General features: G+C 70.3%; 24 protein-coding genes, 1 tRNA gene and 1 pseudogene. 15 read left to right on the top strand and 11 right to left on the bottom strand.

What is annotated here, in order from left to right; translation table 11 throughout:
• Nucleotides 1-17 precede the first annotated feature (17 nt).
• The 4 genes from ACFONC_RS00855 to ACFONC_RS00840 all read left to right on the top strand — a co-directional run bounded on the left by ACFONC_RS00855 (nucleotide 18) and on the right by ACFONC_RS00840 (nucleotide 3862).
• Complete coding sequence (locus ACFONC_RS00855; RefSeq protein ID WP_386741649.1) at nucleotides 18-1205, top strand: M23 family metallopeptidase; 1188 nt, start codon at nucleotides 18-20, stop codon at nucleotides 1203-1205.
• 90 nt (nucleotides 1206-1295) lie between these two features.
• Entirely contained in the window at nucleotides 1296-2621 is a 1326-nt protein-coding gene (locus ACFONC_RS00850; RefSeq protein WP_386741648.1) for an APC family permease, read from the top strand.
• Nucleotides 2622-2753: 132 nt separating this feature from the next.
• Complete coding sequence (locus ACFONC_RS00845) at nucleotides 2754-3086, top strand: biotin--protein ligase (protein WP_386741647.1); 333 nt, start codon at nucleotides 2754-2756, stop codon at nucleotides 3084-3086.
• Nucleotides 3083-3862: a lipoate--protein ligase family protein gene (locus ACFONC_RS00840; protein ID WP_386741646.1), complete on the top strand. Its 780-nt coding sequence runs from the start codon at nucleotides 3083-3085 to the stop codon at nucleotides 3860-3862. The genes ACFONC_RS00845 and ACFONC_RS00840 overlap by 4 nt, the downstream gene beginning before the upstream one ends.
• Nucleotides 3863-3900: 38 nt before the next feature.
• On the opposite strand, the gene ACFONC_RS00835 is transcribed toward ACFONC_RS00840, so the two are convergent.
• A complete protein-coding gene (locus ACFONC_RS00835) occupies nucleotides 3901-4068 on the bottom strand; it encodes a hypothetical protein (RefSeq protein ID WP_386741645.1) in 168 nt (55 codons plus the stop codon).
• A 96-nt stretch (nucleotides 4069-4164) separates the two neighbouring features.
• Here ACFONC_RS00835 and ACFONC_RS00830 point away from each other — a divergent pair, with 96 nt between their 5' ends.
• Nucleotides 4165-6066, top strand: coding sequence for an MFS transporter (locus ACFONC_RS00830; RefSeq protein ID WP_386741643.1), 1902 nt, complete (start codon nucleotides 4165-4167; stop codon nucleotides 6064-6066).
• Between the two features lie 160 nt (nucleotides 6067-6226).
• Here ACFONC_RS00830 and ACFONC_RS00825 read toward each other — a convergent pair whose 3' ends face one another.
• The 4 genes from ACFONC_RS00825 to ACFONC_RS00810 form a co-directional block, all read right to left on the bottom strand.
• A complete protein-coding gene (locus ACFONC_RS00825; RefSeq protein WP_386741642.1) occupies nucleotides 6227-7132 on the bottom strand; it encodes a hypothetical protein in 906 nt (301 codons plus the stop codon).
• A gap of 37 nt (nucleotides 7133-7169) precedes the next feature.
• Nucleotides 7170-8084 (bottom strand): NAD(+) diphosphatase, encoded by a 915-nt coding sequence (gene nudC, locus ACFONC_RS00820; RefSeq protein WP_386741641.1) that lies wholly within the window; start codon nucleotides 8082-8084, stop codon nucleotides 7170-7172.
• A gap of 91 nt (nucleotides 8085-8175) precedes the next feature.
• Nucleotides 8176-8553, bottom strand: a complete 378-nt coding sequence (gene erpA, locus ACFONC_RS00815; RefSeq protein ID WP_386741640.1) for an iron-sulfur cluster insertion protein ErpA — start codon at nucleotides 8551-8553, stop codon at nucleotides 8176-8178.
• A 31-nt stretch (nucleotides 8554-8584) separates the two neighbouring features.
• Nucleotides 8585-9403 (bottom strand): DUF6776 family protein, encoded by an 819-nt coding sequence (locus tag ACFONC_RS00810; RefSeq protein WP_386741639.1) that lies wholly within the window; start codon nucleotides 9401-9403, stop codon nucleotides 8585-8587.
• 72 nt (nucleotides 9404-9475) lie between these two features.
• Here ACFONC_RS00810 and ACFONC_RS00805 point away from each other — a divergent pair, with 72 nt between their 5' ends.
• The 3 genes from ACFONC_RS00805 (at nucleotide 9476) to ACFONC_RS00795 (ending at nucleotide 14626) form a co-directional block, all read left to right on the top strand.
• Nucleotides 9476-10057: a DUF4126 domain-containing protein gene (locus ACFONC_RS00805; protein ID WP_386741638.1), complete on the top strand. Its 582-nt coding sequence runs from the start codon at nucleotides 9476-9478 to the stop codon at nucleotides 10055-10057.
• Nucleotides 10058-10166: 109 nt separating this feature from the next.
• Nucleotides 10167-12041, top strand: coding sequence for an EAL domain-containing protein (locus ACFONC_RS00800; protein WP_386741637.1), 1875 nt, complete (start codon nucleotides 10167-10169; stop codon nucleotides 12039-12041).
• Nucleotides 12038-14626: a hybrid sensor histidine kinase/response regulator gene (locus ACFONC_RS00795; RefSeq protein ID WP_386741635.1), complete on the top strand. Its 2589-nt coding sequence runs from the start codon at nucleotides 12038-12040 to the stop codon at nucleotides 14624-14626. The genes ACFONC_RS00800 and ACFONC_RS00795 overlap by 4 nt, the downstream gene beginning before the upstream one ends.
• A gap of 135 nt (nucleotides 14627-14761) precedes the next feature.
• Here ACFONC_RS00795 and bfr read toward each other — a convergent pair whose 3' ends face one another.
• The 3 genes and pseudogenes from bfr to ACFONC_RS00780 all read right to left on the bottom strand — a co-directional run.
• Nucleotides 14762-15238, bottom strand: coding sequence for a bacterioferritin (bfr, locus tag ACFONC_RS00790; protein ID WP_386741634.1), 477 nt, complete (start codon nucleotides 15236-15238; stop codon nucleotides 14762-14764).
• Nucleotides 15239-15379: 141 nt separating this feature from the next.
• Complete coding sequence (locus ACFONC_RS00785) at nucleotides 15380-15601, bottom strand: (2Fe-2S)-binding protein (protein WP_386742187.1); 222 nt, start codon at nucleotides 15599-15601, stop codon at nucleotides 15380-15382.
• A gap of 170 nt (nucleotides 15602-15771) precedes the next feature.
• Nucleotides 15772-16290 (bottom strand): annotated as a pseudogene (locus tag ACFONC_RS00780) (RNA pyrophosphohydrolase); the annotation flags it as partial.
• Nucleotides 16291-16407: 117 nt separating this feature from the next.
• On the opposite strand from ACFONC_RS00780, the gene ACFONC_RS00775 reads away from it, so the two are divergent.
• The 6 genes from ACFONC_RS00775 to ACFONC_RS00750 all read left to right on the top strand — a co-directional run bounded on the left by ACFONC_RS00775 (nucleotide 16408) and on the right by ACFONC_RS00750 (nucleotide 19991).
• Nucleotides 16408-16484, top strand: a tRNA-Met gene (locus ACFONC_RS00775).
• Nucleotides 16485-16596: 112 nt separating this feature from the next.
• Complete coding sequence (locus tag ACFONC_RS00770) at nucleotides 16597-16920, top strand: hypothetical protein (RefSeq protein WP_386741633.1); 324 nt, start codon at nucleotides 16597-16599, stop codon at nucleotides 16918-16920.
• A gap of 68 nt (nucleotides 16921-16988) precedes the next feature.
• Nucleotides 16989-17636 (top strand): DNA oxidative demethylase AlkB, encoded by a 648-nt coding sequence (alkB, locus tag ACFONC_RS00765; RefSeq protein WP_386741632.1) that lies wholly within the window; start codon nucleotides 16989-16991, stop codon nucleotides 17634-17636.
• A 113-nt stretch (nucleotides 17637-17749) separates the two neighbouring features.
• Nucleotides 17750-18820, top strand: coding sequence for a bifunctional DNA-binding transcriptional regulator/O6-methylguanine-DNA methyltransferase Ada (ada, locus tag ACFONC_RS00760; RefSeq protein ID WP_386741630.1), 1071 nt, complete (start codon nucleotides 17750-17752; stop codon nucleotides 18818-18820).
• A gap of 147 nt (nucleotides 18821-18967) precedes the next feature.
• The gene (gene queD / locus ACFONC_RS00755) at nucleotides 18968-19324 is read left to right on the top strand and encodes a 6-carboxytetrahydropterin synthase QueD (protein WP_386741629.1); all 357 of its coding nucleotides are present in this window, start codon (nucleotides 18968-18970) and stop codon (nucleotides 19322-19324) included.
• Nucleotides 19325-19589: 265 nt separating this feature from the next.
• On the top strand, nucleotides 19590-19991 hold the full coding sequence (locus ACFONC_RS00750) for a phasin family protein (RefSeq protein ID WP_386741627.1): 402 nt from the start codon (nucleotides 19590-19592) through the stop codon (nucleotides 19989-19991).
• 118 nt (nucleotides 19992-20109) lie between these two features.
• On the opposite strand, the gene ACFONC_RS00745 is transcribed toward ACFONC_RS00750, so the two are convergent.
• Entirely contained in the window at nucleotides 20110-21015 is a 906-nt protein-coding gene (locus tag ACFONC_RS00745; protein WP_386741625.1) for a LysR substrate-binding domain-containing protein, read from the bottom strand.
• 96 nt (nucleotides 21016-21111) lie between these two features.
• Between ACFONC_RS00745 and ACFONC_RS00740 the strand changes: the two genes are divergently transcribed.
• Nucleotides 21112-22173 carry a YeiH family protein gene (locus ACFONC_RS00740; protein ID WP_386741624.1) on the top strand — a complete coding sequence of 354 codons (1062 nt, stop codon included), beginning with the start codon at nucleotides 21112-21114 and terminating at the stop codon, nucleotides 22171-22173.
• Nucleotides 22174-22546: 373 nt separating this feature from the next.
• On the opposite strand, the gene ACFONC_RS00735 is transcribed toward ACFONC_RS00740, so the two are convergent.
• Nucleotides 22547-25708: a multidrug efflux RND transporter permease subunit gene (locus tag ACFONC_RS00735; RefSeq protein ID WP_386741622.1), complete on the bottom strand. Its 3162-nt coding sequence runs from the start codon at nucleotides 25706-25708 to the stop codon at nucleotides 22547-22549.
• A 6-nt stretch (nucleotides 25709-25714) separates the two neighbouring features.
• The gene (locus ACFONC_RS00730; protein ID WP_386741621.1) at nucleotides 25715-26950 is read right to left on the bottom strand and encodes an efflux RND transporter periplasmic adaptor subunit; all 1236 of its coding nucleotides are present in this window, start codon (nucleotides 26948-26950) and stop codon (nucleotides 25715-25717) included.
• Nucleotides 26951-26967: the final 17 nt, after the last annotated feature.

Here is a 26967-nt window from a genome sequence, read left to right as displayed (position 1 = left end):
CGTATGACGCAGGTCCGATGACCCGCCTGTTGACCACTGCGCGACGCGGGGCGTTCGCGCTGCTGCTGCCCTGCCTCGTGCTCGCAACCCCGGCCGCCGCCGAAACACCGCTGCGCGAATCGTTCGACCTGCGGGTGCCGGTGGCACCGGCCGCCGTGCCCGTCGACGGCCAACACCTGCTGCGCTACGAACTCCACCTAGCCAACTTCGCCGCGCAGCCCCTGGCCCCGACCCGCATCGAGGTGCGCAATGCGGACAGCGGCACGGTGATCGCGCGCCTCGAGGGCCCGGCGCTGTCGCGAAGCCTCGCGCTTCCCGGTGCGGGCGCGTCGGGTGCTGACCCATCGGGCGCCGATGCGCGGACCATCGCGCAAGGCATGCATGGCGTGGCCTACCTCGAGGTCACGTTGCCTGCGCAGGCGCAGGTGCCGGCGGCGCTGGACCACCACGTCGAGTACCGCGTCGACGACCACAGCGGGGCCCGCGCAGCCGTGGACGGCGCGCACGTCCGCGTCGATCGCCGGCCGCTGCCGGTCCTGGGCCCGCCGCTGCGTGGCGGCCCCTGGGTCGCGATCCATTCACCGGCCTGGCCACGCGGGCACCGGCGCGTGCTATATGCGATCGACGGCCGCGCGCGCATCCTTGGGCGCTTCGCGATCGACTGGGTCAAGGTCGATGCGCAAGGGCGCACGACGCACGGCGATCCGGATCGCGTCGACAGCTTCCTGGGCCACGGCGCCGACGTGCTGGCGGTCGCCGACGCGGTAGTGTCCACCGTGCGCGACGACATGCCCGAGAGTGAAACCATCTCGGCACATCCGCGCAATGCACTCGCCGATGCCAGCGGCAACTACATCGCGCTCGACCTCGGCAACGGCCGCTATGCGTTCTACGAACACCTCAAGCCCGGCAGCATACGCGTCGCACCTGGCCAGCGCGTGCGGCGCGGCCAGGTGATCGCCACGCTCGGCTTCACCGGCGATTCCAATGGCCCGCACCTGCACTTCCATGTCGCCGACGGGCCGTCGCCGCTGGGCGCCGAAGGCGTTGCATTCGTCATCGACCGCTTCGACGTGCTCGGCCGCTATACCGACATCGGCACTCTCGGCACCGCGCCCTGGCAGCCGCGGGTGGACGACCTGCCACAGCGGCGCACGATGCAATGGCCGGCGTCGAACGTCGTGGTCAAGTTCGACACGAAGTAACCGTACGCCAGCGCCGGAAGGCGCCACGCTGCGCGAAGACCAGGCCGGCATGCTAGCTTGCGCCGATCGCCAGCCGTGGATAGACCACCCATGCCCAGCCCGCAGCAGTCCGCCGTGCCACCCCTCGACACCGAGCCGACGATGCACCGCGCGGTCGGCCGCTGGCAGTTGTTCGGGCTGTCGATCAACGACGTCATCGGCAGCGGCATCTATCTCCTGCCCGCAGCCGCGGCGCTGCTGCTGGGGCCGGCGAGCCTGTGGGCGGTGCTGCTGGCGGGGCTGGCGGTCAGCCTGCTGGTGCTGTGCTACGCGCAGGCGGCCAGCTACTTCGACCAGCCCGGCGGCGGCTATCTGTACGCGCGCGAGGCGTTCGGGCCGTTCATCGGCTTCGAGGTGGGCTGGATGCTGCTGATCACGCGCGTGGCCAGCGCCGCGGCGCTCTCCAACGGCCTGGCCGAGGCGGTGACCCATTTCTGGCCGGATGCGGCCCACGGCGGCGTGCGGGTGGCGATCGTCACCGGGTCGCTCGCGTTCCTGGTCGCGGTCAACGTGTTCGGCGTGCGCGCCGCCGCGCGCACCGGCGTGTTCCTGGCGATCGCCAAGGTGCTGCCGCTGCTGATGTTCCTCGGCATCGGCGCGATGTACGTCGACATGTCGCTGGCCACGCCGCTGGCCGGGCCGATCCCGCTGGACGACCTCGGCAGGGCCGCGCTGCTGCTGCTGTTCGCCTACGCCGGCTTCGAGAACCTGCCCGCGGCCGCCGGCGAGTACCGCAACCCGCGCCGCGACGTGCCGTTCGCGATGCTGATGATGATCGCCTCGGTGACCCTGCTCTACTTCGCGGTGCAGTGGGTGGCGCTGGGCACGCTGCCCGGGCTGGCGCAGTCGCAGACGCCGCTGGCCGACGCCGCGGCCACGTTCGGCGGCGGCTGGCTGGCGCTGGTGCTGACGGTGGGCGCGGCGGTGTCGATCCTGGGCACCAACAGCAACACCGTCATGCTCGGGCCGCGCTACCTGCACGCGATGGCGATGGACGGCTACGGCCCGGCCGCGCTGGCGAAGATCCACCCGCGCTTCCGCACCCCGGCGCTGGCGATCATCACCGTCGGCGTGCTGTCGCTGCTGCTGGCGCTGTCGGGCTCGTTCGTGCAATTGGCGTTGCTGTCGGTGGTTGCGCGGTTGTGCACCTACATCGGCACGTCCGTGTCGGTGCTGGTGCTGCGTCGCCGCCACGGCGACCGCGACGGCGCCCTGCACCTGCCCGGCGGGCCGCTGATCCCGATCGCCGCGACGCTGCTGTCGATCGGCCTGCTGGCCAGCGCCAGCATCGAGAACCTGATCGCAGGCGCGGTGGCGTTGCTGCTGGGCGCGGTGATCTACAAGTTCCGGCGCAAGCCCGGGCCCGAAGCGCCGTAGACGCACAACGTAGGAGCGCCCCATGGGCGCGATGCCTTCGCAGCGAACGGCGATCGCGCCCATGGGGCGCTCCTACGGGGCTCGCATCGCAGGCAGGTCCGCCGGGCCATGGGGTTTGGATAGACTGTGCCGATGGACACATCGAACAGCGCGGCGCATGGCGAATACAAGGTTCCGGGCGGCAAGCTGGTGGTGGTGGACCTGTCCATCGTCGACGGCCGGATGACGGCCGTGCAGGTCAGCGGGGATTTCTTCCTGGAACCGGCCAGCGCGCTGGATGCCATCGATGCGGCGCTCGAGGGCCTGCCGGTCGATACCGGCGAGTCCGCGCTCGCGGCCGCGGTAGAGGCAGCGCTGGACCAGGAGACGCAGATGTTCGGCATCACGCCCGCAGGCGTCGCGGTCGCGGTGCGCCGTGCGCTGGATGCGGCGGGGCCGGCCCATGGCGCAGGAGATACGGTTTGAGCCGCAGCGACTGGCGCGACCACGCCTGGCACCTGGTCCATGCCGAGCCGCAGGCGCCCGCGCTGCACATGGCGCTGGACGAAGTGATGCTCGACGACGTGGCTGCCGGGCGGCGGCCGCCGACGCTGCGGATCTGGGAGTGGGCCGGGTCGGCGGTGGTGATGGGACGCTTCCAGTCGCTGCGCAACGAGGTCGATGCCGAGGCCGCGCATCGCCACGGCATCGAGGTGGTGCGCCGGATCAGCGGTGGCGGCGCGATGTTCATCGAGCCGGGCAACACCATCACCTACTCCATCACCGCGCCGATGACGCTGGTGGAGGACATGTCGTTCGAGCAGGCCTACGAGTTCATGGACCAGTGGGTGATCGAGGCGCTGGCCGGGCTGGGAATCAAGGCCTGGTACCAGCCCTTGAACGACATCACCTCCAGCGCCGGCAAGATCGCCGGCGCAGCGCAGGCCAGGCGCCGCGGGGCGGTGCTGCACCACGTCACCATGGCCTACGACATCGACGCGGTGCGGATGCTGGAGGTGCTGCGCATCGGCCGCGAAAAGCTGTCCGACAAGGGCACGACCAGCGCGGTCAAGCGCGTCGACCCCCTGCGCAGCCAGACCGGGCTTGCCCGCGAAGCGGTGATCGAGCACATGGTCGAGACCTTCCGCACCCGCCACGGCGGACTGGTGCGCGATGCCCTGCGCGCGGACGAACTGGCGCGCGCACAGGCGCTGGCGCGCGACAAGTTCGCCACGGCGGAGTGGACCGCGCTGCTGCCGTAAGCGTGCTGGGTCGCGCTGCCTGTGGCCGTAGGTCGGGGCTACGTCCCCGACGGCTTTTGGGCGTGACGGGCAACGATCGGTTGCCGGGGATCGGGAACGGAGACCAAGAGCCGTCGGGGGCGTAGCCCCGACCTACGGCGCCGTTCGACCGCGGCCAGGTAATCCTCGACATCGGCGTCGGTTTCGACGGTCTTGTTGGCGATCATGCACGCTCCCGCGGGTTCGACGCCCGATGGTATCGCCGCGGCGCGCGGCGACGCGCGGCTCTGCTAGGCTCGCGCGGTTGCCACCGGGACGATCGCATGTCGGGCCACAACCAGTTCCAGCTGCTGCGCCAGCGCCGCTTCCTGCCGTTCTTCGCCACCCAGTGCTTCGGCGCGTTCAACGACAACGTCTACCGGCAGGCGATCATCGGGATGCTGTTCTGGCTGGGCGTGAGCGCCGAGCAGAAGACGCTGTACGCCACGCTGGCGCCGGCGATCTTCATCCTGCCCTACTTCCTGTTCTCCGCGCTGGCAGGCCAGTTCGCCGAGCGCACCGAGAAGGCGACGCTGATCCGCATCACCACGGCGATGGAGATCGCGATCATGACCCTGGCGGCGGTCGGCTTCGCCACCACCAGCATGACGGTGCTGCTGGTGGCGCTGTTCCTGACAGGGGTGCAGTCGACGCTGTTCGGGCCGGTGAAGTACTCGATCCTGCCGGCGGTGCTGCATCCGCGCGAGCTCACCGGCGGCAACGGGCTGGTGGAGATGGGGACGTCGATCTCGATCCTGCTGGGCATGATCCTGGGCGGGTCGATCTTCGCGATGGCCGGCGACGGCGGGCCGTGGGCGGCGGGCGGCATCATCGTCGCGCTGGCGGTCACCGGCCACCTGGTGAGCCGCGCGATCCCGCCGGCCGGCGCCGGCGCGCCGGGGCTGAAGATCAACTGGAACCCGATCCCGGAATCGATCGCGGTGCTCAAGCTGGCGCGCAAGCAACTGGCAGTGCGCAACGCGATCCTGGGCGTGTCGTGGTTCTGGTTCGTCGGCACGGTGCTGACCAGCCAGCTGCCGGCCTATGCCGAGGTCTACCTGGGCGGCTCGGCGACGCTGTACATCCTGGCGCTGGCGCTGTTCTCGGTTGGCACCGGCGTGGGCTCGATGCTGTGCGAGAAGCTGTCCGCGCGCACGGTGGAGATCGGGCTGGTGCCGCTGGGCGCGTTCGGGATGACGGCGTTCATCCTCGACCTGGCGCTCTCGCGCACCGGTGCGGCGACGGTGGCGGGGCTGGACGTGGCCGGCTTCCTGCAGCAGCCGGGCGCCTGGCGCACTGTCGCGGACCTGGTCGGGATCGGGCTGTTCACCGGCTTCTTCGTGGTGCCGCTGTTCGCACTGATCCAGTCGCGCTCGCCGAAGTCGGAGATGTCGCGGACCTTCGCCGCGCTCAACATCCAGAACTCGGGCTTCATCGTGCTCGCGTCGCTGTCGGCGCTGGCGGTGCAGGGATTGCTCGGCTGGACGATCCCGCAGGTGTTCCTGGCGCTGGCGGTGGCGAACGCGCTGGTCGCGGTCTGGATCTTCACGATCGTGCCCGAGTTCCTGATGCGCTTCCTGAGCTGGCTGCTGGTGCGCTCGCTGTACCGGCTGCGCACGCGCGGCATCGACCACGTTCCCGACGACGGCCCGGCGCTGGTGGTGTGCAACCACGTCAGCTACATGGACGCGTTGATCCTCTCGGCCAGCATCCCGCGGCCGGTGCGCTTCGTGATGTATTACAAGATCTTCAATATCCCGGTGATGCGCTGGATCTTCCGCACCGGCAAGGCGATCCCGATCGCCGGCGCACGCGAAAACCCGACGTTGATGGAGCGCGCGTTCGACGAGATCGACGCGGCGCTGGCCGATGGCGGGATCGTGGGCATCTTCCCCGAGGGACGGTTGACGACGGACGGGGAGATCGCGGCGTTCAAGTCGGGCGTCGAACGCGTGCTCGCGCGTGCGGCCGAAGCCGGGCGCCCGGTACCGGTGGTGCCGATGGCGCTGCGCGGGATGTGGACCAGCATGTGGAGCCGCCGCGACTCACGCCTGGGCCGGATGCGCGTGCCGCGCAGGTTCCGCGCGCACGTGGAGGTGGTAGCGGGCGAGCCGGTGGACGGTCGGGAAGCGAGCGCGGAGCGTCTGGAAGCGGAAGTGCGGGCGCTGCGCCGCGACGCCGCGTAAGGCCGAGACGGCTCGTAGGTCGGGGTTACGCCCCCGACGGCTTTTGCATTGGCGCAGCAGGCCGGAGACCAAGGCGAAGATCAAGAGCCGTCGGGGGCGTAACCCCGACCTACGGCCCGGTTACGTTCGAAGCGGCTCTTGCAGGAGCGGTGGTCGCCGGTCAGTTGACCCAGCCAGCGACCACGAACAGCGCCAGCACCGCCAGCCACACCAGCAGGATGCGCCAGGCCAGGCTCATGGCGTCGCGCAGTTCGGGCAACGCCGGCATGTCGACGATCGTGGTGCCGGGGACGCCGGATTCGGTTTCGTCGTCGGCGTCTTCGGCCAGCTCGGTGCGCACGCAGGCGCGCGCGGCGGCGGCGAGGAAACCGGCGTCCAGCGAGAACGATGCGCCGTCGTTCTCGCGCCACGCGGTGAACACGGCGTCGAAATTGCCGACCAGCGCCATCGCCAACGTCATCAGCTGCGCCACCGGCCAGTCGAGGATCGCCAGCAGCCCGCGCGCGCCGTCGACCGTTTCGGCCGGCAGCAAGTGGCTTGCGTTGCCCTCGGCGGCGATCGCGGCCAGGCGATACAGCAGCGCGCCGACCGGACCCAGCAGCAGGAACCAGAACAGCACGCCGAACCACCTCCGTCTGGCGCTGCCGAACACGGCGCCGATCAGCGCCCCGCCGGCCAGCGACACCGATGCGCCGGCAGGCCATAGCCGTGCCGCGGCGTCGTGGCGCGCGACCGGATCGCCAGCCTCGACCACCGCATCGACGTCGACATCAAGGTCGCGCGGGCCCCATGCGTAGAACAGCGCGACGATGCCGAACACCAGCGCCGGCAGGCCCAGCACCGAGCCGGCAAGCGCGAGCTGGAACAGCAGCACCAGCAGCAGCGGCGGCAGCAGCGCCAGCGCGATGCCGAAACGGCCGCGCCAGAAGCCGTCGCCGGGAAAGCGCTCGTCGAGCCAGCGCATCCATTCCGTGAACCAGCCGTAGCGGCGCACCGCCGCCGCGAACGGCGGCACGAGGTGGCCGAGGACGATGGCGACGACGACGGCGAGCAAGGTGGTGAACATGGCCGGAGTTTAATGCAGCGGCGCGACGGGACGCGCCTCAGCCCTGCGTGGCCATCGCCGCGTGCCAGTACTCGACCAGCCAGCGCGAGATCGAGACCGACGGCGACAGCAGCAGGCCGCCCTCCGGCGAGTCTCCGCGCAGCGCGGCGTCGACCTCGTCGAAGGTGAACCAGCGCGCGTCCTCGAGTTCGTCGCCGACCTGCGGCTCGTCCGGCGCCGCTTCGGCGAAGAAGCCGAGCATCAGCGACGACGGGAACGGCCACGGCTGCGACGCGAGGTAGCGGCAGCGAAGGATGCGCACGCCGCTTTCCTCCAGCACCTCGCGCTCGACGGTCTGCTCCAGCGATTCGCCCGGCTCGACGAAGCCGGCCAGGGTGGAATAGCGGTGCGGCGGCCAGCCGGGGTTGCGGCCGAGCAGCAGGCGGCTGCCGTCGGTGATGGCGACGATCACCGCCGGGTCGGTGCGCGGGTAGTGCTCCAGTTCGCAGCGCGGGCACCAGCCGAGCCATCCGGCACGGCGGTATTCGAGCGCCGTACCGCAGGCGCCGCAGTAGCGGTGCCGCGCCTGCCAGTGCAGCACCGCGCGCGCCTGGGCGAAGGCGGTGGCCTCGAACGCCGGCCAGCCGGCGGCGGCGGTGCGCAGGTCGATCCAGCGCGGGATGGCGACGTCCGCTGCGTTCGCGGCGCGCACCGCGAACCAGGCCTCGTCGTCGCGCAGGCCGAGGAACAGGGGCGCGTCGTCGTCGGCAGGCGCGATGTCGGCACCGTGCAGGCGCAGCGGCGCGCCGTCGGCATCGGCCGCGGCACGGCCTTCGACGTCGACCACCACCACCCGCGCCAGCGGCCAGCGCGCGGCGAGCACGCCGGCGTCGTCGCGCAGGTGCTCGGCGCGGTCCAGGGGCGATTCGAGGAAGGCGAACGCGGGCGTGCGTTCGACGGGGAGCGAGGGCATTCGCGCGGGTCCGGTCACGTGCGGGCCGTCATTGTCCCACCTGTGCCCGAATCTCCGCCGAGTGGCCGTAGGTCGGGGCTACGCCCCCGATCTACACCGTGAAGCTGCTTCCACAACCGCAGGTGGACTTGGCGTTGGGGTTGCGGATCGTGAACTGCGCGCCGTGCAGGCTTTCGACGTAGTCGACCGCCGCACCCATCAGGTACTGCAGGCTCAGCGGGTCGACCAGCAGGACCACGCCGTCGGTGTCGATCGCCAGGTCGTCCTCGCCCTGCTGTTCGTCGAACTCGAAGCCGTACTGGAAGCCCGAGCAACCGCCACCCTGGATGTACACGCGCAGCTTGAGCGCCGGGTTGCCTTCTTCGGCGATCAGCTCGCGGACCTTGGCGGCCGCGGCGGGGGTGAAGTCGAGCGGGCGCTGCAGCGACTGGTAGCCGGGCTCCGCGCCGTGGGCAACGTTGGTTTCCATGGCCACAGGATGGGGCCCGCGGCGACGGGCTTCAAGCGCCGGGCTCGGAACGCCTTGTCGCGTCGGCCCAGGTGAAAGACTGCTCCACCGCCGCGCCGCTTTTCGGCGCCAGCCGCACGATCACCCGCATCGGCTGGTAGCCCGGGGGCAATACCAGGTCGCCGCCGACTTCCTGGAAATACTTGAACGAGTACGCAATGCCGGCCGCGTCGGGATCCTGGCGCAGCGCGTCCCAGTCCAGGGTCTGCAGCTTGCCGTCGCGGGTGCCCTCCACCGACAGCGTCACCTCGCCGCTGCTGACCGCGCCGCGGTTGAGGTTCTGGGTCAGCGTGGTGGTGAAATGCCAGGCCTGGTCGGACTGCGGCTGCAGGTGCAACTGGTGCACGGTCAGGCCACGGCGCTGGCCGGTGGCGCCCACGAAGCGTTCGTAGAAGGCGACGTCGGCGCGCAGGCCGGCGATTTCCTCGTCACGCTCGGCCAGCGTGCCCTGCAGGTCGCGGTTGGCGTCGCGGCTGATCTGGTCGGAGCGCCTGAGCGTGGCGGCCTGCTGCTCGAGCGCCTCCACCCGTGCCCGCTGGTCGCGGGGCTGGCTGGTGGTATCGGCCGGGGCGAAAGTCTTCCACGCGCCCCAGACGCCGAATGCCAGCGAGGCGATGAACACCAGCGCCAGCCACCACTTTCCGCGGCGTGCCTGCTGCGTGACGGGGGCCGGCGCTGGCTCGGGCCCAGCCCCGGGGGCTTCGTCGGGCGGCGGCGTTTCGGGCGTCTGGTCGGGCTCGGTCATCGGCACGGTATAGCGGCGGCGGCGCGGCGGCGCAACCGGATGCCATCGTCGGACGTGCGCCTGCATTCATGCAGCCGCCCGCAGGCGCGCTAACCTGCGCGGAGCCGCCCATGGTCCGGGCGCGCCGGGGACACAACGATGACCGAAGCCCACCTGTTCGCGATCGGCGTCCTGCTGGCCTGGCTGGCGGGCATCCGGGTCTACCTGACCGTGTTCGGCATCGGCCTGGCCGGCTTCTTCGGCTGGCTGGACCTGCCGCAGGCACTGGAGGTGACCGCCTCGCCGTGGGTGCTGGGCGTGTCCGGGGTGCTGGCGATCGCCGAGTTCTTCGCCGACAAGATCCCCGGCGTGGACAGCGGCTGGGACCTGCTGCACACGCTGCTGCGGGTCCCGGCCGGCGCGTTCCTCGCCGCTGCCACGCTGTCGCCGGACGGCGACCTCGGCGCCGGCATGCTCGCCACCGGCGCCGGCGTGGCGCTGACCAGCCACCTGCTCAAGAGCGGCGCGCGGGCGATGATGAACACCTCGCCCGAACCGGTCAGCAACTGGACCGCGTCGGTCACCGAGGACGCGGCGGTGGTCGGCGGGCTGGCGCTGGCGTTCGCGCACCCATGGCTGGCGCTGGCGATCGTGGTCGCGGTCAGCCTGTTCTTCGCACTGCTGGTGTGGTGGGTCTGGCGCCGGCTGTTCAGGCGCGCGCCGCGACCGCAGGCGGGCTGAGGCGGCCGGCGGGCTGGGGTTTTCCCTGTCCTGATCGAACTGTGCGGTCCGTAGTAGGCTGTATGCAGGTGCGTGCGGATAATCGCCGCATCGACAGGGGAGCAAGGCCGTGCCCGCGTCTTCAAGAACCGCTGCCGCGAATGCATCCGGCGGTGCCCGGCAGGGTTCTGCCGGGACGCCGGCCGCGGTGCTGCGCGCGGAAACCCCGCCCGCGCACTACTGGCGCCGCTGGTGCGAAGACGCGCCAGCCCCCGAGCTGCCCGCGGCCGAAGGCGCGCCGGCAGCCAACGAGCCGCTGCCGCAGGTGCTGCCGCACGGCGACGGCGCCGACGCGCCGTACCGGGTGCTGATCGTCGAGGACGACCCCAGCCAGGCGCTGTTCGCCGAAACCGTGCTCAACGGCACCGGCATGCAGGCGCGGGTGGTGGGCGTGAGCAGCGAGGTCATGGCGGCCATGGAGCAGTTCCGCCCCGACCTGGTCCTCACCGACCTGCACATGCCAGGCCTCAACGGCACCGAGATCACCACGCTGATCCGCGCCCACGCCGCGTTCGCGCACACGCCGATCGTGTTCCTGACCGGCGACCCGGATCCGGAGACCCAGTTCGAGGTGCTGCAGGTCGGCGCCGACGATTTCCTGACCAAGCCGGTGCGCCCGCGGCACCTGATCGCGGCGGTGGAAAGCCGCGTGCGCCGCGCGCGCACGCTCGAGCGCCAGCGCAGCGGCGACGGCCGGCACCCGGTGACCGGGCTGCACACGCGCACGACGATGCTGCAGCGGCTGGGCGCGGCGATCCCGGAGCAGGCGCGCGGCGCGCTGTACTTCGTCGAGATCGAGAACACCACCGCGCTGCGCGACCGCTTCGGCTACGCGGCGCTGGAAGGCGCGCTGGTCGACACCGGGCGCCACGTCGGCGAGTTGGCCGGCGAACACCTGGTCTCGCGCCTGAACGACAACACTTTCGTGGTGTTCGCCGCGGAGCTGGCCGCGCGCGAGTTCGGCACGTTCGCGCGCAGCCTGCGCGACGGCATCACCCGCCACCAGCTCACGGTCGAAGGCGAACCGCTGCGCCTGCGTGCGCTGGTCGGCTACGCCTCGCTGCATTCGGGATTCGAGGACGCCGGCGCCGCACTGGCCGCGGCCGAGCAGGCGCTGCGCGACGCGCGCCAGCTGCCGGTCGGCATCGCCGCCCACCAGCCGCCCGAGGCTGCCGCGGCCGAAGCCGACGCCGACCGCGTGGTGATGCTGCACGAAGCGCTGATGAACGACCGCTTCGAGCTGGCCTACCAGCCGATCGTCGCGGTCGCCGGCGGCGAGGAGGCGCAGTACCAGACGCTGCTGCGCCTGCGCGACGCCGACGGCAACATGCACACGGCCGCGGAGATCCTGCCGGTGGCCGAGGCCGCCGGCGTGCTGCACGAGATCGACCGCCACGTGCTCGAACTGGCCATCGCCATCCTCGACCAGCGCGTCGGCGAGAGCCGCCCGGTGCGCCTGTTCGTCAGCCAGTCGGCGCGCACGCTGACCCGCGACGGCTACGCCGCGACGCTGCTGGGGATGCTCGAGGGCACGCGCATCGACGGCCCGTCGCTGGTCATCGACGTGCGCCAGGACGAAGCCCTGGTGCACGCGGTGGCGCTGCAGGAGTTCTGCAGCGCGATGGTCCCGGCCGGCGTGCAGCTGTGCCTGAGCCAGTACAGCGCCGGGCCCGAGGCCGACGCCCTGCTCGCGCAGATGCCGCTGGGCTTCATGCGCCTGGCCGCGCGCTACTCGAGCCAGCTCGGCGAAGGCGCGGTCCGCGACGAGATGCGCGCGGCGATCGAGCGCGCGCACCGGCTCGGCCTGCAGGTGATCGGCCAGCAGGTCGAGGACCCGCAGGCGGCGGCGACGCTGTGGATCAGCGGCGTCGACTACATCCAGGGCAACCTCGTGCAACACGCCGCGGGCGGCCTCGACTTCGACTTCCAGAACTCGGTCCTATGAACCTGAAGGTGACCCGCACCCGCCCCTCGGCGATGATGCTGCGCTGGCTGACCCTCGGCGCTGCCGCCGGCGCGGCGCTGACCATGTCGCTGGACGCACTCGGCCTGGACGGGCCGTGGCAGGGCGTGGCCCTGGTGCTCGCGCTGCTGGCGCTGTTCGCCTCGATCGGGGTGTTCGTCTCCGCGCGCCAGCGCGAACGCGAGATCGAGGACGCCGAAATCCGCGCCCGCCGCGACGAGGCCGAGCTTGGCGAACTGCAACGCGAGCTCGACCGCCACACCCAGCTCGAACAGCAGCTGCGCCAGGCCAAGCAGACCGCCGAGGCGGCGATGATGGCCAAGGGCGAGTTCCTGGCCACGATGAGCCACGAGATCCGCACCCCGCTCAACGGCATCGTGCCGATGCTCGACCTGCTGATGCACGCGCAGCTCGCGCCCGACCACGCCGAGATGGTGCGCACCGCCTACACCTCGTCGCAGCAGATGCTGCGCATCGTCGACGACATCCTCGACTACTCCAAGCTCGAGGCCGACAAGCTGGTGCTCGAGTCCACCGGCTTCAACCTGCGCGAGCTGCTCGAGACGGTGATCCAGCTGATGGAGCGCCCGGCGCAGAGCAAGGGCCTGCGGCTGGTGCTGAACATCGATCCGTCCGTGCGCCTGCCGGTGCGCGGCGACCCGGTGCGCCTGCGCCAGGTGCTGGGCAACCTGGTGAGCAACGCGGTGAAGTTCACCGAACGCGGCTCAATCACGATCAACGTGAGCCGGACCGGCGAGACCGCCGCCCAGCACCAGCTGCGCTTCGAGGTCCGCGACACCGGCATCGGCATCGCGCACGAGGCCCAGGGCCGGCTGTTCCAGGCCTTCAGCCAGGCCGACACCTCCACCACCCGCCTGTACGGCGGCACTGGCCTGGGGCTGGCGATTTCCAAGCGCATCGTCGAACTGATGGGCGGGCGCATCGGGGTGGAGTCCGAACCCGGGCGCGGCTCGACTTTCTGGTTCGAGGCGCCGCTGCTGAAGGTCCAGGGCGACATGCCCGCGACTTCGGTCAGCGCCAACAGCGGCGGCCGCCTGCTGCTGCTCAGCGCCGACCCGCGCCTGCGCCTGCGCCTGTCGATGCTGCTGCCCAACTGGGGCCTGCGGGTGAGCTCGGTCGAGACCACGCAGGAAGCGCTCGACCGCGTGCGCACCGCCGCCAACCAGGGCAAGCCGTGGGCGTACTCGGTGGTGCTCGCCGACCTGGCCGGCATCCGCAACACCGCCGTGGCCCTGCATCGCAACATCAGCCGCAGCACGATCTACGGCGACCTGCGCCTGGTCTGCCTGTACGGCGAGGACCCGGTCCCCGACGAACTCCAGCGCAGCGTCACGCTGCTGAGCCGGCAGGCGCCCGACGCGGACCTGCGCGCGGCGCTGACCAACGCGCGCCCGGCCTCCACCACTCCCGACAGCCTGCAGCGCGAAGCTGCCGCAACGCCGACAACCACCATGGTCACCAGCAACGACAACGCCACCACCCTGCGCAGCGCGCGGGTCCTCCTGGTCGAAGACAACCCGGTCAACCTGATGGTCGGCCAGCGCCTGCTCGGCGTGCTCGGCATCACCTGCGACACCGCCAGCAACGGCGAGGCGGCGCTGATGCAGATGACGGCGTCGCGCTACGACCTGGTGCTGATGGACTGCCAGATGCCGGTGATGGACGGCTACACCGCCACCCGCCGCTGGCGCGAGAGCGAGGCCCTCGCCGCCGACGGCCGCCACCTGCCGATCGTGGCGATGACCGCCAACGCGATGGCCGGCGACCGCCAGAAGTGCCTGGACGCCGGCATGGACGACTACCTGCCCAAGCCGGTCACGCGCAGCGAACTCGAGCGCTGCCTGCACCACTGGTGGAACCCGCAGGTGGCCGCGATGGAGCGCGAACGCGAGGCGGCCATTGCCATGGCCGACGCCGACATGGCCGCCGACGCTGCAGGTGCATCCGCCGTCGAAGGCGGGGAACTTCCCGCGCAGGAGCCGGAAATCGTGATGCCGGAGATCGTGCACGCGGAAGGGGGGTTCTCCGCGACGACGGCAGCCGAAGCACCGGTACCCGCTGCAGTTGCCGTTACCGAAGTGCCTGCCGCGCCACGACCAGCGGCCGCCACGACAGCAACGGTTCCCACCAGGCTTCCGGCCGAACCGCCCGCCGCGAGCGCCGGGATCGCGCAGCCGCGCGTCGCACCGCCGCCGCTGATCGACCAGGAAGTGCTGGACGAACTGCGCGCGATGCTCGGCGGCGAGGTCGACCGCCTGATCGACGTGTTCCTCGAGGACACGCCGCGGTTGATCACCGCGCTGGAGAACGGCGCCGCCGGCGTCCCCGACTACCCGGCCCTGCGCGACGCCGCGCATTCGCTGAAGTCGTCCAGCGCCAACCTCGGCGCCATGTCGCTGTCGGCGGCCGCCAAGCGCATCGAGATGGGCGCGCGCCAGCAGTCGCTCGAACGCCCCGCGGTGGCGGTGGCGCTGGTGGCCAACGAGTTCCACCGCGTTCGCCAGCAGCTGCGCACGACCCAGCGCAGCGAAGCCGATTCACTCTGACCAGCCGCGAGTTCGTAGGTCGGGGCTACGCCCCCGACGGCTTTCAGGCAAAACGGCGTGCGTGTTCCGGAGCTTCTGGATCAAGAGCCTCAGAAGCCGTCGGGGACGTAGCCCCGACCTACGACGCCGGCGCAATCACTCGTCGCCGTCGATCTTGGTCTGCAGGTAGTTCTGCTCGCCAATCCGTGCGATCAGGCCGAGCTGCGTTTCCAGCCAGTCGACATGCTCTTCCTCGGACTTGAGGATGTCGGTGAACAGCCTGCGGCTGACGAAATCGCCGACCTGCTCGCAGTGCACGATCGCGGCCTTGAGCGGCGGGATCGCCTCCAGCTCCAGCGCCAGGTCGCACTCGAGGATTTCCTTCGGGTTCTCGCCGATCTTCAGCTTGCCCAGCGCCTGGAAGTTCGGCAGCCCGTCGAGGAACAGGATCCGCTCGGCGAGCATGTCGGCATGCTTCATCTCGTCGATCGATTCCTCGTACTCGTGCTTGGCGAGTTCGTCCAGGCCCCAGTTCTTCAGCATCTTGGCGTGCAGGAAGTACTGGTTGATCGCGGTCAGCTCGTTGTAGAGCGCCTCGTTGAGGAACTTGATGACTTGCGCGTCGCCTTGCATGGCGCGTCTCCGTGGCTCGTGATGGCGCCACTCTAGTCCCATCGCCGCGGCGATGACGAAACGCGAATCGTGTGCATCGCCGCGTGCATTTCCGGACACGGCGACGCGCCGGCGCGGGCCGGCAGGGGTTAGCGGGCGGGTTCAGGCTGCGTGCGAAATGCGCGGGAACGCGACGACGTTGTCGCGCCCGGGCTTGAGTTCGGCGCGCGCCTGCTCGAGCACTTCCGCGGCGGTGTCCACGCAGCTGCCGCAGCAGGCACCGCAGCCGGTGCGCATGGTGAGCTCGGCCAGGCCACCGCAGCCGGCCTTGGCGGCCTGGCGGATGTCGCTGTCGGTCACGCCATTGCAGATGCACACGTACATGGTTCGGAAAGCGCCGTCGCTGCAGGAGAACGGCGCCATTGTGGCTGCGAATGAGAATGATTGTCAATCATGAACGCGCCGTCGCGGCGTGACGGGCGAACGCGGGGTCGCCCGGGCTCCTAGCCCCGCTGGCCGCGCTGCCCGGACCGACGTGCCGCGGGCCGCTCCCGCGCGTCCGGCCGCGGATTCGGGTGCGGGACGGCCTGCTGCCCGGCGATCTGGCGCGCGAACGGCGCCAGGTGGCGCAGCGCGCTGGCGTAGACGCCGCGCTTGAAGGTCACCACGTGCTCCAGCGGATACCAGAAGTCCACCCAGCGCCACAGGTCGAACTCGGGCTTGTCGGTGGCGTCCAGGCACAGGTCGCTTTCGGTGCCGGTGAACTGCAGCAGGAACCAGACCTGCTTCTGGCCGATGCACACCAGCTTGTCGTTGCGGCGGATGGCCCGGTGCGGCAGGCGGTAGCGCAGCCAGCCCGGGGTCACGCCCAGCACGGCCACGTGGTCCGCCCGCAGGCCGGTTTCCTCCTCCAGCTCACGGTACATCGCCTCCAGCGGCGTCTCGTCGGTGTTCATCCCGCCCTGCGGGAACTGCCAGCCGTCACGTCGCACGCGCCTGGCCCAGAACACCCGGCCATCCGGATGCATCAACACGATGCCGACGTTGGGTCGGTAACCGTCCGGATCGATCACGATGCGGACTCCATAATTCACTGCCCCCGACTCTGCCACGCCCCCGCCGGGTCGACAAGCGACCGGGCCGCGAATTGACGGCGCGCATCATCGCGGGAATAATTCGCGGTTCCGCGCGGCTATGTAGCTCAGACGGTTAGAGCGCGAGACTCATAATCCCGAGGTCGGTGGTTCGATTCCACCCATAGCCACCACGCGCAGGACGCACGCAACCCCGCGGATTCGCGGGGTTTTTCGTGCCGGCACCTTGGCTCGTGCGGGCGTCCGGACATGACGGGCCGGCCTGGTCCGGCCACCGGGGAGGCCATGGCAACGATGCGGGATTTCGAAGGCAAGTCCTTCGCCTGGGCGTTCTGGCTCGCTGCAGCCATGTTCTCCTGCGGCGCCTGGTGGGGCGAGGTCGCCGGGCTTGGCAGGGGGTCGCGTGCGGTGCTGCTGGTCGTGGCCGGTTGTGTTCCGCTCGCCATCCAGCTGATCACCGGCCATGGCCTGGACGGCGCGTGGGTGGCCCGTTTCACGAAGTCCGGGAGTCCGGGGCAGTACCGGCGCTCGATGACCGTCGCCATGGTGGCGGCCGTCGCTTCCGGTCTTGGGGCGTGGCTGTTCCTGGTCGGACCTGGATCGGGTTGATGGTCCGTGCGGGCGTGGTGATGGGCGGCCTATGCTCGGCGTTTCCCACCCCGCCACGCTCCGCAGGCATGTCCGGCCAATTGTTCCCGCAAGACCCGACGCCCCGACGCCTCGCGCTCGGGCCGCAGGCCTGCGTGCTGGGCGGCTTCGCGCTCCCTCACCTGGGCGGCGTGATGCCGGCACTGCAAGCCGTCCTGGACGCCGCGCCGCTGCGCCACCTGGTCACGCCGGGCGGGTTCACCATGTCGGTGGCGATGAGCAACTGCGGCGCGCTGGGCTGGACCAGCGACCGCCGCGGTTATCGCTACACGCGCGATGATCCGGACAGCGGACGCCCGTGGCCGGACATGCCCGCGGCATTCGAGCGGCTGGCAACCGCGGCGGCGGCCGAGGCGGGTTTCGACGGCTTCGTGCCCGACGCCTGCCTGATCAACCGCTACGCGCCCGGCGCGCGGCTGTCCCTGCACCAGGACAGGGACGAGCGCGATTTCGACGCGCCGATCGTGTCGGTGTCGCTCGGCCTGCCGGCGACCTTCCTGTTCGGCGGACTGGCGCGTGCCGACAAGGCCGCGCGCGTGCCGCTGGCGCACGGCGATGTCGTCGTCTGGGGCGGCGTGGACCGGCTGCGCCACCACGGCGTGCTGCCGCTCAAGGACGGCGAGCATCCGCAACTGGGCGCGCAGCGGATCAATTTCACGTTCCGCAAGGCCGGTTGAACCTGCGGGACGGTGGACCGGCGCCGGTGGGAGAATTTGATCGCAAGACTCGGATATCCGGTTTTTGCCCCCATTCCCATGATGGTCGCGTCTTCCGAAGTCACGACAACGCCATGAACAAGTCCGCCGACACCACCACGCAGACACCGACCGAGCGCGACCCCCGCTGGGCCGCAGTGCTCGCCCGCGATCCGTCCGCGAACGACCGTTTCGTCTACGCCGTGCGCACCACCGGCGTGTACTGCCGCCCCGGCAGCCCGTCGCGGCTGCCGCGGCCGGAGAACGTGGAGTTCTTCGACACCCCGGCGGCCGCCGAGGCGGCCGGCTATCGCCCCAGCCGGCGCGCCGACGCCGACCAGGCCACCGCGCAGCACGCGGCCCTGGTCGCCGACGCCTGCCGCCACATCGAGACCGCCGAAACCGCACCCTCGCTGGACGCGCTGGCCCGGCGCGCCGGGCTGAGCCCGCACCACTTCCACCGGGTGTTCAAGGCCGGCACCGGGCTCACGCCCAAGGCCTACGCGGTGGCGCATCGCGCACGCCGGGTGCGCACGCGGCTGGACGGCGCGGCGTCGATCACCGATGCGATCTACGACGCCGGTTTCGAAGCCAACAGCCGCTTCTATGAAACCGCCGGCCAGCGGCTGGGCATGCGGCCGAAGGAGTTCCGCGACGGCGGCGCCAACACCGATATCCGCTTCGCGGTCGGCGAGTGTTCGCTGGGCTCGATCCTGGTCGCGCGCAGCGACAGGGGCGTGTGCGCCATCTTGCTGGGCGACGACCCGGACGCGCTGGCGCGACAGCTGCAGGACCAGTTCCCGAACGCCAACCTGATCGGCGGCGACGCCGGGTTCGAGGCTTTGGTGGCGAAGGTGGTGGGCTTCGTGGAAGCGCCGGCGATCGGCCTGGACCTGCCGCTGGACGTGCGCGGCACCGCGTTCCAGGAGCGGGTGTGGCTGGCGCTGCGGCAGATTCCCGCGGGCGCAACGGCGTCGTATGCGGACATCGCGCGGCGCATCGGCCAGCCCCGCGCCGTGCGCGCCGTGGCCCAGGCCTGCGGCGCCAACCACCTGGCGGTGGCGATTCCCTGCCATCGCGTGGTGCGCAGCGACGGCAACCTGTCCGGCTATCGCTGGGGCGTGGAGCGCAAGCGCGCGCTGCTGCAGCGCGAAGCGCAAGGCTAGCTGCAGAAGGCGGCGAATGGCCGTAGGTCGGGGCGCTACGCCCCCGACAGCCCGCGACAACCGTGGCCGGCGACAGCTCCCCCTCTGCGGCGGGTCAAGACCCGCCCTACGGCGTGACCGCGCGGGCGCGGCCGTAGAATGACGCCCATGGACATCTTCAAGACCTTCACCATCGAAGCCGCGCACCGGCTGCCCAACGTGCCGCCGGGCCACAAGTGCGCGCGGTTGCACGGGCATTCGTTCGTGGTCGAGGTGCACGTGTCAGGCGAGCCGGGCGCAGACAGCGGCTGGGTGATGGACTTCGGCGACATCAAGGCCGCGTTCCGGCCGCTGTACGAACGGCTCGACCACCACTACCTCAACGAGGTCGAGGGGCTGGAGAACCCGACCAGCGAACGGCTGGCCGCCTGGATCTGGGAACGGCTGACGCCGGCCCTGCCGCAGCTCGCCGAAGTGGTGGTGCGCGAAACCTGCACCTCCGGCTGCCGCTACCGCGGGCCGTAGGTCGGGGTTACGCCCCCGACGGGTGTGGGCTCGGGGTGTCGGGTACGGGAATCTGACCGGTCTTGCAGGAGCGCACTAGGGCGCGCCCAGCCGTCTCGGGAAAACTGGTCTCGCGCTCCTGCGGGTGCCCAAGCCTTTGATTCCAATCGAAACTGAACGGAAATATCGGTGAAACCTGCTTGATGTTGCATCGCAACAATTCCGGGGTTATGCTGCACCGCACAAATACCGGCAATCCCTGCCGGACACCCAGCAGGAGCCCACCATGTACCAGGATTTCAACGAGCAGTTCGCCAACGCCTCGCGCCAGTTCGCCGACGCCGCCACCCAGGTCAACAGCCTGGCCCTCGAGAACGCCGAGAAGGTGTTCGGCCTGCAGCTGGCCACGTTCGAAGAGAACGCCAACGCCGCCTTCGCCTTCTGGGGCGAGGTCGCGCAGGCCCGTGACTTCGACGGCCTGAAGGCCGCGTGGCCGAAGGGCGCGCAGGTTGCGCGCGAGAACGTCGAGCGCGCCGTCAGCACCGGCCAGGAAGTGTTTGGCCGCACCCTGAAGACCAACGAAGCCATCGCCCAGATCGCCAAGGCCCAGGTCGAGTCGACCACCGCCAAGGTCCAGGCCAAGGCCGAGGAAGCCGTCAAGGGCGCGACCAAGGCTTCGCGCAAGTAATCAGCTCCACCGGCCGGGTCACCGGCCACGCGGTCTCTCTCCCGCGTCGAACCCGGCAACGCAAGTTGCCGGGTTTTTTTTGTGGGGAGGGAGCAAGAGCTCAGGGCTTCCGCCGCTCCTACGAGAGCGGATCGCGCTTGCCTTCGACCATTTCGACGAAGGCCTGCAGCGCGGGGCCGCGGGGACGGTTGGCCAGTTCCAGGCGACAGAGGGGACGCAGGATGTCGGGATCGCCGGTGAGGCCAACGACGCGCACTCGGCCCATGGCCACCAGGTCTTGCAGCACCACGGCGGGCAGCAGCGCCACGCCCGCGCCGGCGGCGACCGCGTGCGCGATCGCCTCGTTGCTGCCCAGTTCGATCAGGCGCGCCGGCCTGATGCCGCGCCTGCGCAGCATGCGCTGCGCGACCTGCCGCGTCCCGGATCCGGCCTCGCGCAGCAGCCACGTCTGTCGCGACAGTTCGGCCACCGATGCGCGCCGCCTGGCACCGAGCTTCGCGTCGGCGGCCACCGCCACCTGCAGCGGCTCGTCGCGCCAGGGCGTGGCGACGATGCCCGGGTCGTCCACCACGCCTTCGACAAAGGCCACGTCGATGCGCCCCTCGGCGATGGCGTGGCCGATGCCCGCAGTGTTGCCGACCTGCAGTTCGAACCCGACGCCGGGAAAGCGCTGCACGAACGTGGCCACGTGCGGCGGCAGCCAGTAGCCGGCGACCGTGGTGCTGGCACCCACGCGCAGCGCGCCGCGGCGCAGTTCGACGCGCTCGCGGATGTCGTCCATGGCCGTGCGCTCAAGGGCGAAGATCGCGCGCGCGTGCTGGTGCAGCGACTGCCCGTGGTCGGTCAGCACCACGCCGCGCCCGCGCACGCCGCCGCGCTCAAGCAGCGGCAGGCCGAGCTGGTATTCGAGTTCGCGCACCGCCTTGGACACCGCCGGCTGGGTGACGTGCAGCGCCTCGGCCGCGCGCGAGAAGCCCTGGTGCTCGACCACGGCCATGAACATGCGTAGCAGGTGGAGATTCATGGATAACTTTGATTCATGGATTACTGAATTATATGCATTTGATTCATTCCAGGTCCGGGCCTAGCCTCTGCGCACCTCCACTGCCCGAACACCAACATGCACGCCGTCGCAGATCCGTCTCCACTCCACGCCCGCCTCCAGCGCTGGTCGGCGCGGTGGCCGGGGCTGGCGCTGGCGGCGGCCGTCGCGGCGGCGGCGATGCTGGCCGAACGCCTGCCCGCGCTGCAGGCGCTGGGCATGGGCGCGCTGACGCTGGCGATCGTGTTCGGCATCGTGCTGGGCAACAGCGTGTTCCCGAAGGTCGCCGCCCGCAGCGGTGCGGGCGTGGATTTCGCCAAGGGCATGCTGCTGCGCGCCGGGATCGTGCTCTACGGCTTCCGCGTCACCTTCCAGGACATCGCTGGCGTCGGCGTGGAAGGCGTGCTGATCGCGGCCACCATGGTCGGCTCGGTGTTCGGGCTGGCGGTGCTGCTGGGCACGCGGGTGTTCAAGCTCGATCGCGAGACGGCGATGCTGATCGGCGCCGGCAGCGCGATCTGCGGCGCGGCGGCGGTGATGGCGACCGAGCCGGTGGTCCGCGCGCAGGCGCACAAGGTGTCGGTGGCGGTGGCGACGGTTGTCGTCTTCGGCACGGCGGGGATGTTCCTGTACCCGTGGCTGTACCCCCACCTGGGGCTGGGCGAGCACGCGTTTGGCGTCTACGCCGGCTCGACGATCCATGAAGTCGCGCAGGTGGTCGTCGCCGGCGGCGCTGTCGGCGATGTCGCCGGTTCAGCGGCGGTGATCGAGAAGATGTTGCGGGTGATGCTGCTGGCGCCATTCCTCCTGCTGCTGTCCTCGCGCCTGTCGCGCGATGCGGGCGCGGGCAGCGGGAAGACCGGCATCGTGGTGCCGTGGTTCGCGGTGCTGTTCGTCGCCGTCGCCGGCTTCAACTCGCTGCAGCTGCTGCCGGCGGCTGCCGTCGACGCCCTGGTGCAGATCGACACCGTGCTGCTGGCCATGGCGATGGCTGCGCTTGGCCTTCGCACCCATGTCGGCGCGATCCGCCAGGCGGGTTTCAAACCGCTGCTGCTGGCCAGCGCGTTGTTCGTGTTCCTGCTGGTTGGCGGCTACGCGGTGAACGTGGGCATCGGCGCGCTGTTCGGATCTACCGTGTAGATCAAAAGCCGTCGGGGATGTAACCCCGACCTACGGCCGTTTGGATTCAACCGGGACGGGCGATCCGCGCAGGTCGGGCCTACGCGCCCGACGCGACCTGCCGGCCACGTCACGGTACGGGTCAAAAGCCTGCCGAGAGTCAGGCGCTTCGTTTCGCGCCTTTGAAGCAGCGAGGAAGGTGAAACGCCGGGTGCGAATGCCCTTGGTGCGAAATCAAGGAGGAGACGCCGGCCAAAGGCCGGCGTCGGGGGACATTCGCACCAAGGGTATTCGCACCCGGCGCCCACGAACGCCATGTTGCTCCCGCAACTGGAACGGGAGCCAAAAGAAAGGCCGCGTCTCCGCGGCCTTTCCGTGCATCAAGCAATGCGCGCTACTCGTTCGCGATCGCCTGCCTGGGTTCCGGCGCCTCGTCGAGCTTGTCGCCCAGCAGCCTGCGCACCACCACGTAGAACACCGGGATCAGCAGCAGCCCGAGGAAGGTGGCGAACAGCATGCCGCCGATCACGCCGGTGCCGATCGCATGGCGCGCGTTGGCGCCTGCGCCGGAAGACACGGCCATCGGCACCACGCCCATGATGAAGGCGAACGAGGTCATCAGGATCGGGCGGAAGCGCAGGCGCGCAGCCTCGATGACCGCATCGCGCAGCGGCTTGCCGAGCTGGCGCTGCTCGATCGCGAACTCGATGATCAGGATCGCGTTCTTCGCTGCAAGACCAATCACCGTGATCAGGCCGATCTTGAAGTAGATGTCGTTGGGCAGGCCGCGCAACAGCGACAGCGTGACCGCGCCCAGCACGCCAAGCGGCACCACCAGCAACACCGCGACCGGCACCGACCAGCTCTCGTACAGCGCCGCCAGGCACAGGAACACCACCAGGATCGACAGCACCATCAGCATCGTGGCCTGGTTGCCCGACAGGATTTCCTGGTAGGACTGCCCGGTCCAGTCGTAGCCGAAGCCCTGCGGCAGGTCGTTCTCGACGATCTGCTGCATTACGGCCATCGCTTCGCCCGAGCTGTACCCCGGCGCCTGCGAACCGACGATCTCCACCGCGGCATAGCCGTTGTAGCGGCTGAGCGACGGCGATGCCGTGGTCCACTGGCTGTCGACGACGTTCGAGATCGGGATCATCGACGCGCCTTCGCCGGACGCACCTTCCGCCGAAGCGGACTGGTTCGGCGCCGGCGTGTAGAAGCGCGACAGCGACTCGGGCCCGGTGCGGTAGTCGCGGTCGGCCTGCATGTTCACGCGCTTGACGCGGCCGCCGTCGGTGAAGTCGTTCACGTACACCGGTGCCAGCATCAGGCTGATGGCGTTGTAGATGTCGGTCACCGACAGGCCCATGGCCTGGGCCTGGGTGCGGTCGACGTCGAGCTTGAGCTGCGGCGCATCGGCCAGCGTGTTCGGCCGCACCCCGGTCAGGGTCGAATCCTGCGACGCCTTGCCCAGCAGCGCGCCCATCGCCTGCGCGAGCGCGTCGCGGCCCTGGCCGCTGCGATCCTGCAGGTACATGTCGAAGCCGCCGAACTGGCCCAGGCCGTTCACCGTCGGCAGGTTCATCACGAAGATCTGCGCGTCACGGATGCCGAACGCCACCCCGTTGGCCTGCTGGATGAATTCCTGCGCGGTGATGTCGCGTTCGTCCCAGGGCTTGAGCTTGATGAACGCCATGCCGACGTTCTCGCCCTGGCCGACGAAGCTGAAGCCGGCCACCTGCATCATGCCCTCGTAACCGTCGAGCTTCTCGATGCCGCCGCGCATCTGTTCGAACACGCGCTTGGTGCGGTTGAGCGTGGCGCCCGGCGGCAGCTGCACGATCGCCATCGCATAGCCCTGGTCTTCCTCGGGCAGGAAGCTGCCGGGCATGCGCGTGAACAGGAAGCCGCACAGCAAGGTCAGCGCAGCGAACACCAGCATCCAGCGCGGCGCATGCCGCACCGCGCCGCCGATATGGCCGACGTAGGTGCGCGCGACCCGGTCGTAGATCTTGTTGAACCCGCGGAAGACCGGGTTGCGGCTCTCGTGGTGTCCGGTGGGCTTGAGGATCGACGCGCACAGCGCCGGGGTGAAGCCCAGCGCCAGGAACGCCGAGAAGCCCATCGCCATCGCGATCGTGACCGCGAACTGCTTGTAGATCTCGCCCGCGCTGCCGGCCTGGAACGCGCTGGGCACGAACACCGCCGCCAGCACCACCGTCACCGCCACCACCGCGCCGCTGATCTGCCCCATCGCCTTGATCGTGGCGTCCTTCGGCGACAGGCCTTCCTCGGTCATGATGCGTTCGACGTTCTCGATCACGATGATCGCGTCGTCGACGACGATGCCGATCGCCAGCACCATGCCGAACAGGCTGAGCTGGTTGATGGTGAAACCGAGCACCCACAGGCCGATGAACGTGCCCATCAGCGCGACCGGGATCACCAGCGTCGGGATCAGCGTGGCGCGGAAGTTCTGCAGGAAGATCAGCATCACCAGGAACACCAGCACGATCGCCTCGAACAGGGTCTTGACGACCGCGTCGATCGACGCGTCCACGAACGTCGAGCTGTCGTACGGCGAGAACCAGGTCACGCCTTCCGGGAAGGTCGCCTGCAGTTCGTCCATCCGCTCGCTGACCGTCTCGGCCACGCCCAGCGCGTTGGCGCCGGGCGCCAGCTGGATCGCGAAGCCGGACGCGGGCGTGCCGCTCCACTGCAGGTCGAAGCCGTAGGCCGATGCGCCCTTCTCCACCCGGGCCACGTCCTTCAGGCGCACCGTGGTGCCGTCGCTTTCCGCGCGCAGGATGATGTTGCCGAACTGCTCGGCCGTGCTGAAGCGACCCTCGGCCGAGACCGTGGCGGTGAACGCCTGGCCCTCGGGCGAAGGCTCGGCGCCGACCGAGCCTGCGGCGAACTGCACGTTCTGCCCGCGCACCGCCGCCAGCACCTGGCTGGCCGACAGGCCGTAGCCGCGCAGCTTGTCGGGGTTGAGCCAGATGTTCATCGCGTACTCGCCGCCGAACAGCTGGGTGCTGCCGACGCCGGGCGTGCGCGAGATCTGGTCGAGCACGCGCGCGGCGATCAGGTCCGACAGCGCGTCCTTGTCGTACTCCGGGTTGCTCGAGCGCAACGCCGCGATCATCAGGAAGCCGGGGTTGGCCTTGGCCACCACCACGCCCTGCTGGACCACTTCCGACGGCAGCCGCGGGGTCGCAAGCGCGACCTTGTTCTGCACCTGCACCTGGGCGATGTCGGGGTCGGTGCCGGGCTTGAAGGTCAGCGTGATCGAGGCCCGGCCGCTGGAGCTGGACGAGGAGCTGAAGTAGTCGAGGTTGTCGATGCCGGTCAGCTGCTGCTCGATGACCTGGGTCACCGCGCCCTCGGTGGTCGCCGCGCTCGCGCCGGGATAGGCGGCGGAGACGGTGACCTGCGGCGGGGCGATGTTCGGGTACGACTCGACGCCCAGGCCGCTGATCGCGAGCACGCCGCCGAGCGTGATCAGGATCGCGATGACCCAGGCGAAGACCGGGTGGTGGATGAAGAAGCGTGACATGGGCGGTCAGTCCTTCTGCGCCGCGTCGCCGGCCTGCGGCTGTTCGGCCGGCTTGCCTGCGGGTTTGTCGCCCGGTGCGCCTGCTGCGGGCGGTGCCCCTGCTGGTGCGCCGCCGGCGCCGGGCGCCTGGTACGGCTCGGCCTTCGCCGGCTGCCCCGGCTGGGCCTTCTGCAGGCCGGACACGATGATGCGCTCGCCGCCGGCCAGACCGCGGGTCACGATCCAGTCGGCGCCCTTGGCCGTCTCGGCGGCGATGTCCTTCCGCGCGACGTTGCCGTCCTCGCCCACCACCAGCACGTAGGCGCCCTGGTGGTCGCGCTGCACGGCCGCCTGCGGCACCAGGAACGCGTTCGGGACCTGCCCCAGGGTGATGTCGAAGGACACGAAGGTGCCCGGCAGCAGCTGCTTGTCCGGGTTGGGCAGCTGCGCGCGCAGCGTCACCGAGCCGGTATCCGGGTCGACGATGTCGCCGGAGAAATCGAGCACGCCGGGGTGGTCGTAGACCGTGCCGTCGGGCAGCTGCACGCGCACCTGCGGCGCCTCGCCGTTCGACTGCAGGCCGCGCGCGCGGCTCAGCTCGGACACGCTCATCGAGAAGTTCACGTACAGCGGGTCGATCTGGTCGACGGTGGTCAGCAGGGTCGCGGTGCCCTGCCCGACCAGCGCGCCCTCGGTCACCTGCTGCTTGCCGGCGCGGCCGTCGATCGGCGCGCGCACGGTGGCGTAGCCGAGGTTGATCTGGGCGGCGTCCACCGCGGCCTTCCCGGCCTGGATGGCGGCCAGCGAACTGCGCTCGCTGGCCAGCGCGTTGTCGTAGTCGGACTTGGAGATGAACTTCTGCGGCAGCAGCTGGCGGGCGCGGTCGGCGTTGGCCTTGGCGTTGGCATAGTTGGCCTGGGCCTGCGCCAGCGAGGCCTGGGCCTGGCCGAGCGCGGCGCGCAGCGGCGCCGGGTCGATCACGAACAGCACGTCGCCCTTGCTGACATCGCTGCCTTCGTCGTACACGCGCTTTTGCAGCACGCCGGGCACGCGGGCGCGCACGTCGGCGCTGCGGTACGGCGCCAGCCGGCCGACCATTTCCTGGGTCAGCGGCACCGTCGTCTTCTTGGCCACCACCACGCCCACCTGCGGCGGCGGCATCTGGCCCGCGGCGCCGCCGGGACCGGCTTCTTCACCATTTCCACAGGCGGACAGCAGGAGGATCGCGCCGGCGAGCGCCAGCGTACGTGTTTGCATCGTCATGGGTGGGGCTCCGGAGA

The organism is Luteimonas soli, assembly GCF_042648865.1.
In the GTDB taxonomy this organism is placed as follows: Bacteria; Pseudomonadota; Gammaproteobacteria; order Xanthomonadales; family Xanthomonadaceae; genus Luteimonas; species Luteimonas soli.
The sequence above is the reverse complement of the archived record's forward strand: the minus strand, read 5'-3'. Positions and strand labels throughout refer to the sequence as shown.